The sequence below is a fragment of the Microbacterium sp. genome, from assembly GCF_030149085.1.
Classification (GTDB): Bacteria; Actinomycetota; Actinomycetes; order Actinomycetales; family Microbacteriaceae; genus Microbacterium.
Genome location: NZ_JASBSF010000242.1, coordinates 1 through 8,654, shown reverse-complemented (window position 1 = coordinate 8,654; position 8,654 = coordinate 1). Strand labels below are relative to the sequence as shown.

At 67.5% G+C, this 8,654-nt stretch carries 11 protein-coding genes; 3 read left to right on the top strand and 8 right to left on the bottom strand.

What is annotated here, in order from left to right:
- The 5 genes from Q1V87_RS09875 to Q1V87_RS09855 form a co-directional block, all read right to left on the bottom strand.
- On the bottom strand, nt 1–1,137 hold a 1,137-nt coding region (locus Q1V87_RS09875), incomplete at its 3' end, for a GMC family oxidoreductase N-terminal domain-containing protein (RefSeq protein WP_300592131.1).
- A 13-nt stretch (nt 1,138–1,150) separates the two neighbouring features.
- The gene (locus tag Q1V87_RS09870) at nt 1,151–1,768 is read right to left on the bottom strand and encodes a thiamine pyrophosphate-dependent enzyme (protein ID WP_300592129.1); all 618 of its coding nucleotides are present in this window, start codon (nt 1,766–1,768) and stop codon (nt 1,151–1,153) included.
- Nucleotides 1,765–2,265, bottom strand: a complete 501-nt coding sequence (locus Q1V87_RS09865) for a thiamine pyrophosphate-binding protein (RefSeq protein WP_300592127.1) — start codon at nt 2,263–2,265, stop codon at nt 1,765–1,767. Before Q1V87_RS09865 ends, Q1V87_RS09870 begins: the two co-directional genes overlap by 4 nt.
- Nucleotides 2,266–2,390: 125 nt before the next feature.
- A complete protein-coding gene (locus Q1V87_RS09860) occupies nt 2,391–3,812 on the bottom strand; it encodes an NtaA/DmoA family FMN-dependent monooxygenase (RefSeq protein WP_300592125.1) in 1,422 nt (473 codons plus the stop codon).
- Nucleotides 3,809–5,311, bottom strand: coding sequence for an aldehyde dehydrogenase family protein (locus Q1V87_RS09855; RefSeq protein WP_300592123.1), 1,503 nt, complete (start codon nt 5,309–5,311; stop codon nt 3,809–3,811). Before Q1V87_RS09855 ends, Q1V87_RS09860 begins: the two co-directional genes overlap by 4 nt.
- A 363-nt stretch (nt 5,312–5,674) precedes the next feature.
- Between Q1V87_RS09855 and Q1V87_RS09850 the strand changes: the two genes are divergently transcribed.
- The 3 genes from Q1V87_RS09850 (at nt 5,675) to Q1V87_RS09840 (ending at nt 6,859) form a co-directional block, all read left to right on the top strand.
- Entirely contained in the window at nt 5,675–6,025 is a 351-nt protein-coding gene (locus tag Q1V87_RS09850; RefSeq protein WP_300592121.1) for a hypothetical protein, read from the top strand.
- Nucleotides 6,026–6,043: 18 nt separating this feature from the next.
- Complete coding sequence (locus tag Q1V87_RS09845; protein ID WP_300592120.1) at nt 6,044–6,289, top strand: hypothetical protein; 246 nt, start codon at nt 6,044–6,046, stop codon at nt 6,287–6,289.
- Between the two features lie 180 nt (nt 6,290–6,469).
- Nucleotides 6,470–6,859 carry a DUF2510 domain-containing protein gene (locus Q1V87_RS09840; protein WP_300592118.1) on the top strand — a complete coding sequence of 130 codons (390 nt, stop codon included), beginning with the start codon at nt 6,470–6,472 and terminating at the stop codon, nt 6,857–6,859.
- 61 nt (nt 6,860–6,920) lie between these two features.
- Here the strand turns inward: Q1V87_RS09840 and Q1V87_RS09835 are convergent, their stop codons facing one another.
- The 3 genes from Q1V87_RS09835 to Q1V87_RS09825 all read right to left on the bottom strand — a co-directional run.
- Nucleotides 6,921–7,373 (bottom strand): hypothetical protein, encoded by a 453-nt coding sequence (locus Q1V87_RS09835; RefSeq protein ID WP_300592116.1) that lies wholly within the window; start codon nt 7,371–7,373, stop codon nt 6,921–6,923.
- A 49-nt stretch (nt 7,374–7,422) separates the two neighbouring features.
- Nucleotides 7,423–7,959 (bottom strand): hypothetical protein, encoded by a 537-nt coding sequence (locus Q1V87_RS09830; RefSeq protein ID WP_300592115.1) that lies wholly within the window; start codon nt 7,957–7,959, stop codon nt 7,423–7,425.
- 187 nt (nt 7,960–8,146) lie between these two features.
- Nucleotides 8,147–8,654, bottom strand: a 508-nt coding sequence (locus Q1V87_RS09825) for a nucleotidyl transferase AbiEii/AbiGii toxin family protein (protein ID WP_300592113.1), incomplete at its 5' end; no start/stop codon positions are given.

Below are 8,654 nucleotides of genomic sequence, written 5' to 3'. Positions count from 1 at the left end.
GCGCGAGACATAGAGGCCCGGTACGAGGGCGAACATCCGGTCGCCGCCGAGGTCGTAGCGGGCGTGCAGTGCTTCGTCGCCGCGGGAGCCGTGGGCGATGACGGTGTGCAGGTCGGGTCCGCGCTCGGCGTAGGAGCTCCGCCAATTGAGCATCGTGCCGCCGCCGTTGCCGATCACGGGGCCGAGCCCGTCGCGGGCGCGGAAGTTCACGCCCAGCACGAGCGGGTGGTCCTGGAAGTTCTCGCCGACACCGGGCAGGGCGTGGTGGGCACGGATGCCGGCCGCAGCCAGTCGCGCCGGATCCCCGATCCCCGACAACTGCAGCAGGCGCGGGGTGTCGAAGGCGCCGGCAGTCAACACGATGCGGTCGGCGGACGTTGTCACTTCGCGACCGTCGATGAGGTGCGTGACGCCGGTCGCGCGGGAACCGTCGAGGTCGATCCGGTGCACGGGACTGTCGACGAGCACGTCGAGGTTCGGCCGCGTCAGCGCCGGCTCGAGGTAGGCGCGGGCGGTGCTCCAACGCTCGAACGATCCGTCGGGGCCCTCAACCGCGTTGTAGTCGGCGAACACGGCGCCTTCGTTCGACGGGCCGTTGGCGTCATCCAGCACGGGCAGTCCTCGGGCGGCGGCGGCGTCGAGCAGCGCGGTCGCGATCGGATGCACGCGAGACAGCGGAGCGACGCGCACCGGTCCGTCCAGGCCCCGGTAGGCGGGGTCGCCGCCGGGCCGGGTCTCGGAGCGGCGGAAGTAGGGGAGAAGGTCGTCGTAGCCCCAGCCGGTGGCGCCGGCATCCGCCCACGCGTCGTAGTCGGCGCGGGCGCCCCGGTACCAGAGCATCGCGTTGGTCGACGAGCTGCCGCCGAGCACGCGCCCGCGGGGCATCGCGATCGCGCGCCCCAGCACGTGCGGAGTCGGTGCCGAGCGGTAGCCGTAGTCGAAGCGCCCGCCGATGAGGGCATCCCAGTGTGCGGCATCCAGGATCTCGCGCAACCCGCGATGATCGGGGCCCGCCTCGATCAGCAGGACGCGCGCGTCGGGGTTCTCACTGAGGCGCGCGGCCAGCACGCATCCGGCAGCTCCGGCGCCCACGACGAGGTAGTCGTAGGCGCCGGTCGGGGCCGCGACGATGCCCATCAGCCGCGGCCCATCAGTTGTGCTCGCTGGGGCCCATGATCGTGACGCCCTCGATCTTCTCGACGTGGCGCACGAAGATGTACTTGTCTTCGCGGCCGTCCGAGTGCTTGCGCTTGATGCCGGGCTGCAAAATGCCGTCGGTCTTGGCCACCACGATGTACGGCTCGGTCGCGGCAAGGCCGGCGGCGCAGTGCGCGTCGAACTCCTCGAGAGTGTGCGCCGTGAATGCCTTGTCGACACCGGCGCCGCGGGCGATCGCGGCGAGGTCGACGCGTCCCTTCGCGGTGTGGGTCGCGGGCCCGCCGATCGACTGGTACTGCTCGTTGTCCCACACGACGATGAAGAGGTTCTGCGGCTGTTCGTTGCCGAGCGTGGCGAGGATGCCGAGGTTGAACAGCAATCCGCCGTCGGTGTCGAGCGACACGATCTGTCGGTGCGGCAGGCCGACAGCCAGGCCGAAGGCTTCGCCGCTGACGCATCCGAGTTGCTGCTGGAACAGGCTCGCCTCGCGCATGTGCGGGGCGGCGTTGTACCACTCGTCGACGGCGCCGCCGAGGGAGAGGATGACGAGAGCATCGTCGGTGAGGCGCTTACCGAGAAGCTCCATGGCCTCGAATCTGCTGTAGCTCATCGAACGAGCCCTCCTCCCAGAACGATGGCGGCGTGGTAATACGACGAGTAGGCCGTTTCATAGGCATCCACGATGGCCTGCTCGATCTCGTCGACCTCGCGCACGATGCGGTACGGGGTGCGGAGGGCCCCGAGCAGCGGCTCCATCGTGATGCCGTGGGGGATCGCCCACCAGTTGTTCTCGCCGAGCTCGCCCCGGTAGCTCATGATCATGACGACCGGGATGCCGGCACCCAGGCCCAGGCGCGCGAGGTGTTCGGTCGCGGCGCGCAGTCCCGAGTTCTCCATGACGAGCACGGCGCGCTTGCCCGAGAGGAACACGCCCCCGGCGATCGCGGCGCCCTCGCCCTCGTTGGTGACGGGGATCGTCCGGATGTCGGGGTCGGCATCCAGCGCGGGGTACAGCTCCTTCAGGAGCGAGTCGGGCAGGTAGGTCGCGACGGAGACCCCGGCGCGCTTGAGCCCGCGGATCACCGCCTCGACGGCTTCGGCTTTCATACGTGCAGTCCTTCGGGTTGGGGGTGGCGTCTCGGCGTTATGGTGTTTCTGCAGCCCCCCTTCGCTTGCCGCAACACGCCGTGTGCTGGTGGGATGCGGTGCGTTTTGGGGCAAACGAAGGGGGGTCATGGGGCAGTCGCCGCGAGCGGGTCGGTGACGGATGCCTCGGGCGAGGCATCCGAGGCGGTGAGGCGGTGCGCGCGGTGCGTGGGGGCGAGGCGCGGCGAGCCGCTGACGCGCTCGCGCAGGGTCGGGCCCGAGGGACGTCCCGCACGGCCGCGCTCGACGAGGATCGGCAGCACCAGCTCGATGAACGCCTCGTACGACGCGGGCCCGCCGAAGGTCGGCTCGAGCATGAGGCCGTCGAGCCCCGACCCGTCGACGGTCGCGATGATCTCGTCGGCGACCTGCTCGGGCGATCCGGTGATCTGGAACCCGCGGATCGCCTTCGTGCGGAACTGGTCGAGCACGGCACGCACCCGGATGTCGGGATCGGTGCGTGCGTAGCGATTGATGAGGGTCTGTCCGAGGTCGGTGTGGAGGTCAGCGACGCGGGTGTCGGGGTCGATGCCGGTGAGGTCGATGCCGGTGATGCCGGCGAACATCACCGCGGCGTCATCCAGCCCCAGCACCGCTTCATACTGGGCTCGCAGCTCGCGCGCCTCGGCCTCGGTCGGTGCGACCGTCACGGTCATGCCGCTGATGACCTTGACGTCTTCGGGCCGGCGACCCTGCCGCACCGCCTGCTCGCGGATGTCGGCGACATGCGCCGCGGCGGTGGCGATCGACTGCCCCTGGATGAAGACGGCCTCGGCGTTGCGGGCGGCGTAGGCCCGGCCGCGATCGGACGTGCCGGCCTGGAAGAGCACCGGGGTGCGCTGCGGTGTGGGCGGAACAGCGAAGATGCCGGCGGCCCGCTGGTACGTCCCGTCGACCTCGACCCGGTGCAGCATGCTCGGCTCGGCATACGTGCCGGTGGCGCGGTCGCGGAGTTCGGCATCCTCGTCCCAGGAGTGCTCCCAGAACCGCAGGCACGTGTCGAGGAACTCGTCGGCGGCGTCATACCGCTCGTCGTGCGTGAGCTTTTGCGTGACCCCGAACAGCTCGTCGGTGGTGGCCTGGGAGGAGCCGGTCACGACGTTCCAGCCGATGCGTCCGCCGGTGAGCCGGTCGAGGGTCGCGAAGCGCCGGGCCGTGCCGTAGGGCTTCTCGACGGTGGTCGGCGAGGTCACGACGAACGCCAGTTCGCTGGTCGCGTGGGCAAGCGCCGCAATCGCGAGCATCGGGTCAAGGGCCGGGAACTGGATGCCGTGCGCGGCGACCTCGCTCGGCATCCGTCCCCCGAGGGTGGCGTAGCCGTAGGTGTCGGCGAAGAACAGGAAGTCGAAGCCCGCCTCGTCGAGGGTGCGGGAGAGGCTGAGCCAGTAGTCGAGCTTGTCCCAGTCGTCGCCGCGGCCGCGCGGGTCGGTCCAGGTCGGCATCCCGTTGTTGGGGTTCATCATCTCGAACGCGCCGAGCAATATGCGCCCGGAGGAATGAGCGGTCACAGCACCATCACCACCGTCTTGGTCTCCAGATAGTTCTCCAGGCCCTGCGGCCCGTTTTCGTAGCCCCAGCCCGATTCCTTGTGCCCGCCCTTGGGCAGTTCGGGGCCGAGGAAGGAGTGGCAGTTGACCCACACCGTGCCGGCTTCGAGCTGCGCGGCGATGCGGTGTCCGTTGCTGAGGCCTTCGGTCCAGACGCTCGCGGCCAGCCCGTACGGGGAGTCGTTGGCCCACCCGACCACCTCGTCGAGGTCGTCGAACGGGGTGACGACCGCGACGGGTCCGAAGATCTCTTCGCGCATGAGACGCATTTGCGGGGTCACGTCGGTGAGCACGGTGGGCGTATAGAAGGTGTCGCCCTCACGGATGCCGCCGCTCACGACCCGCGCCCCCTCGGCGCGGCCCTCGTCGACGTACCCCGCGACGCGATCGGCCTGCGCCTTGCTGACGAGGGGCCCGAGGTCGGTGCCCTCGGCGAGGCCGTGCCCGAGGTGCAGGCCGGTGCCGAAGTCGGCCATGCCGGCGATGACGTCGTCGTAGACATCCCGGTGCGCGTAGATACGGGCGCTCGCGACGCACACCTGGCCGCCGTTGTCGAAGATGCCGCGCGAGACGCCTTCGATCGCGGCGGGCAGGTCGGCGTCGGGCATGATGATCGACGGTGACTTGCCGCCGAGTTCCAGGGTGAGGCGGGCCAGGCGCGCGCCGGCCGACTGCACGAGGCGTTTGCCGACGGCGGTGGAGCCCGTGAAGGCGATCGTGTCGACATCCGGATGCTCCGCTAACGCCTGCCCGGCCTCGTGACCGTACCCGGTGACGATGTTGAGCACCCCGGCGGGCAAGCCCGCCTCGAGCATCAGCTGGCCGAGGTAGATCGCGGGGAGGGGGGTGTTCTCGGCGGGCTTGAGCACGATCGTGCAGCCGGCGGCGAGGGCGGGGGCGAGCTTCATGGCCGTCATGATGAGCGGCGAGTTCCACGGCACGATCGCGCCGACGACGCCGACGGGTTCGCGGCGCGTGTAGGCGAAGACCTCTTTGCCGGGAGGGGTGCGCGACAGCGACGTGGGGATCGTGTCGCCGAGGATCTTCGTCGGCCAGCCCGCGTAGTAGCGGAACTGGTTGATCGCCGCCGGCACCTCACCGAACCGTGAGGTGCGCAGCGACTTGCCCTGGTCGAGCGTCTCGAGCTGCGCGAGGTCGTCGAGGTGCTCGGTCATGAGGTCGGCGATGCGCCACAGCAGCGCGCCGCGGTCGGCGGGCCGCATCTCGCGCCAGGCCGCCGAGCGCAGAGCGCCCTTCGCGGCGCGGACGGCGTTATCGACATCCGGCGCCGTGCCGCGGGCCACCTCGGCGAGGGCGGATCCGGTGGCCGGGTCGATGGTGGTAAAGGTCGCGCCATCGGATGCCGGGAGCCAGTCGCCGCCGATCAGCAGCTCCGTGCACCCCGACGCCAGAAACTCCTCCACGCGCGGGCGCAGGGTGAACTCGTCAGCGTTCGTCACACCGCGATGCTAGGGGGCAATCATTGATTGCTCATGGCTATCACGTTTCGTGGGTGTTTCGGTGTGTGTGGGGCGGTGAACCTCCAGGGCTCCGCGTTCGTGCTCCGCCAACCTCGCCTGCAAGAAACGGGCTGGGCGGATTTCCCAGGATGTTAGCGAACACGCTAAGCCACCGTGAGCGTCTACGGTGGACCGTGAGTCGGACGAAGTCGTTGGGAGATGAGGGCCAATCGTGTCACGAAAGCCTGATCAGGTCGGCGCGGTCACGATCAGCTACTCCGACGGAAGTACCCGGGATGTCCCAATTCAAGGGCCGGTTCGGCGATCCGCTTCGCGCTGGGGACAAACGAAGCTCATGCAGCGGTGTGGCGCCTCTGGACGGCATCTACAACCTCAGATCTCTACCTATCGGTTCGCGACGAGTGGAACGGGGGGAACTCGAAGTACTCGTTCCATGCATCCGGCGATTGGCGTCTGCAGTACGAGTATGCCGAGGCCACGAAGCTGGGCGTGTCGCGCATAGTTGACCGCTGGGAACGACCCAATCCCAGTAGTGATGGCTTAATCCTGGTCACGCGGATCCTGACGCCATCAGACGACATTGTTCTCAATGTGAAGGCTGAGAAAGATGCCGACAAGATCATGTGGATTCCGCCCGCGCCGCCCGGCATGCTCAACGGCCTCGCGATATTCATGGCCCGGGCGGGCGAGTGAGTTTCGCTTCCGGGAGACATGACGCTCCTCGCCGCGTTAGGGATGGCGGATGGCTCGCTGGTGTTCGTGTTCCACGGCGCGAGCCAACTTCAGCCCCACGAGGAGGACATCTTCGCGAGAGCACGTCGAGAGGCCGCCAAGAATCCACCCCCCGGCACACCCGCCGTGTATGTTCCACGCGCCGACCCCGAGTATCGGTGTCACGTCAACGCGCACGAGGGCAAGGAGAACGGGCCACACAGCATCTGGGATCTCCTGATGTGATCCGTCGGCACTCGACCCCCATGCATTGGACGCCTCGTGAAGAACGCCCTCCTGTTAAGGCGACGCGGGTGTGGGCGGTGTCGGATGCCTCCGAGACTGGCACCCACGTGGCATCCGCCGCCCGCTAGCGTAAGCGCAACAAGACGGAGCCCACGCGGCTCAACCAGAGACGGGGTAGTCATGGCGAACGCGCAAGCGGGCTGGTACGACGACGGTTCCGGCGCCACGCGGTGGTGGGACGGCGAGAAGTGGACCGAGGAGGTTCAGCCACCACCACCGAAGGAGCCGGGTGTGGCCGGAATGATCAGTCGGGCTCAGGCCGATGCGGTGTCGGGCGCGCAGCCGAGGCCCGCGCCGACGGGTGCGAGCTACGTCGTGCTCCAAGTCGTGTTGAAAGAGAAGTTCTTCGGTTCGGGTTCGGGCAACCTCACAGAGCTGGAGAAGGTCATCAACAAGCAGGCGGCGCTTGGATACCGGCTCCACACCATCAGCACGGCATCTTCCGGCAGCTCCGGGTTCGGTGGCGGTGACCGCATCCAGGCGACGATGGTGTTCGAGCGGGTGACGTGATCGGCTCGGTGGTAGGCGTCAGTCACTGGGCCGCAGCAGGCGTGCTTGTGGAGGCATCCGGCTACCGAAACTGCACGGACTGAGCCATGCGGATTGCGCGGGCTGTCGCCCGATCGAGGTCAACGCGGATGACCTCAACTCCGAGATCCCGCAGCGCCTGCGTAAGCCATGCCGTCGGTCTCTGCAGATACGACTCGACCTCCTCATCTGCGACAGCCAGGATCAGTCGCTTCGCACCAAGCTGACGACCAATCCAGGTGAGCTTCAGGGCATCCGTCGCGAGCTTCTTGGGTTGGCTGCCACGCAGGGCTCCTTGATGGGCGTAGGCCTCGACCAGGATGCTGAGATCCTCGGTGGCGCCATCCAACTCCACACGTCCGCCGTTACCCGTGGGGATCGACGTCTTTGTGAGCGCGACGTCGAGTCGCTCGCTGAGGGCGGCGATGATGAGCACCTCGGCGTCCCGCTGTGTGTGCGAATCGGAAGGATGCAGTGCTGGCAGCTCTTCGTTCACGTTGGCCCATCGAGCTGCGTGTTGGGAACCGCGGGGGAGAGGTCAGGTGTCATCCGTCGAACTCCCACGGCTCCCGATACTGAGCGCCATCACCCAAAGCGTCCACAGGCTCCTGAGGACAGACGAGTCTGTCCTCGCCATAGTCATGGGAGCGACTGTGATCCCACACGCTGCCGGCCACGAAGGTCACCGAAAGCCGATAGCAGGTGTAAACGGACGACTGAGACTGCGCAAACCATCCGCCTGTGTCGGAGCTGCCGCCCGGACGGTGCCCGGAGGTAACGAACAGATCAAACTCCACCACCGGGTCATCGAACCTATCGGCACTTTCGGACACGTTGTAGAAGACGGTCGCGCCGACGGTAGGGTCGATGAAGTCGGGAACCGAGCCTCCATCCCAGTAGTCAGTAACGCCGCCGAGCGACTCGATGAAGCTCTTCGGGTCAGATCCCGCGAGATTGCGGTCACCGATGACTCCGTAGACGACGTTCCCCTGACGATCGAGCTGCAGCCAGAGCCTGGAATCGATTGGTGAGGGCGCGCAGCCCGCGCACGCGATCGACGCGCCGACGATCGCTGCGCTCACGACCACCCACCTCATCGCATGGAGCATCGGTCCCATTATCTGCGCGTGAGAGCGAGATCCGTCGCCATCGACGACTGAGCCGGAGTGACACATGCTGCCCGCGAGGTCATGGATCCTTGCCTGCTCGTGGTTCGATCGCCGATGGCCTCGCAAATCGTGATGTCAAGTGGCACGCGAGCGTCGTCGGTCAGAGGTTCCGCAATGCGTCGCGCACCCTGCTGGCTGCCCCCTCGGGGGTAACGGCCGGGAGACATTGGTGGTCAAGCGATGCACTCCATTCGGCGGCCGATGGAAGGTGCGCGAAGGACACCTTGGAAGCTCTCGTGTACGGACCCCACCGCCCGAATACCTCGGATGCGGTCGCATCGATGTAGCCGGCCTCAGCGAGTGCCCAGAGATCGTAAAGGTCTCGTGGGGCTTCCCGGTCGTTCCACGAAGACAACTTCGACGCGACGAACGCTGCGGGGGTGAGTACTCGTAGACGCGCGGGTGGAGCGTCGCTGTAGCGCTGCTCGATATCGACGATCTCGGTGGGCCACTGCGGATAGCCCTCTGACGACAGCAACTGGATCTGCACGCGCACATCCCCTACCTGCATCACGGACGGATGCGGGTGTCTCGCCTCCCTCAGCCGCGGGGTGAACGTCACTGTGCCGAAGCTGCGGCGCAGTTGACGGGTGACAGCCTCCTCGATC

What these genes read in the sequence shown, in the direction of transcription:
- Q1V87_RS09840 (WP_300592118.1), top strand. Translation starts at nt 6,470, where the DNA reads ATGGCGAACGCGCAAGCGGGCTGGTACGACGACGGTTCCGGCGCCACG.
- Q1V87_RS09845 (WP_300592120.1), top strand. Translation starts at nt 6,044, where the DNA reads ATGACGCTCCTCGCCGCGTTAGGGATGGCGGATGGCTCGCTGGTGTTC.
- Q1V87_RS09870 (WP_300592129.1), bottom strand. Translation starts at nt 1,768, where the DNA reads ATGAGCTACAGCAGATTCGAGGCCATGGAGCTTCTCGGTAAGCGCCTC.
- Q1V87_RS09865 (WP_300592127.1), bottom strand. Translation starts at nt 2,265, where the DNA reads ATGAAAGCCGAAGCCGTCGAGGCGGTGATCCGCGGGCTCAAGCGCGCC.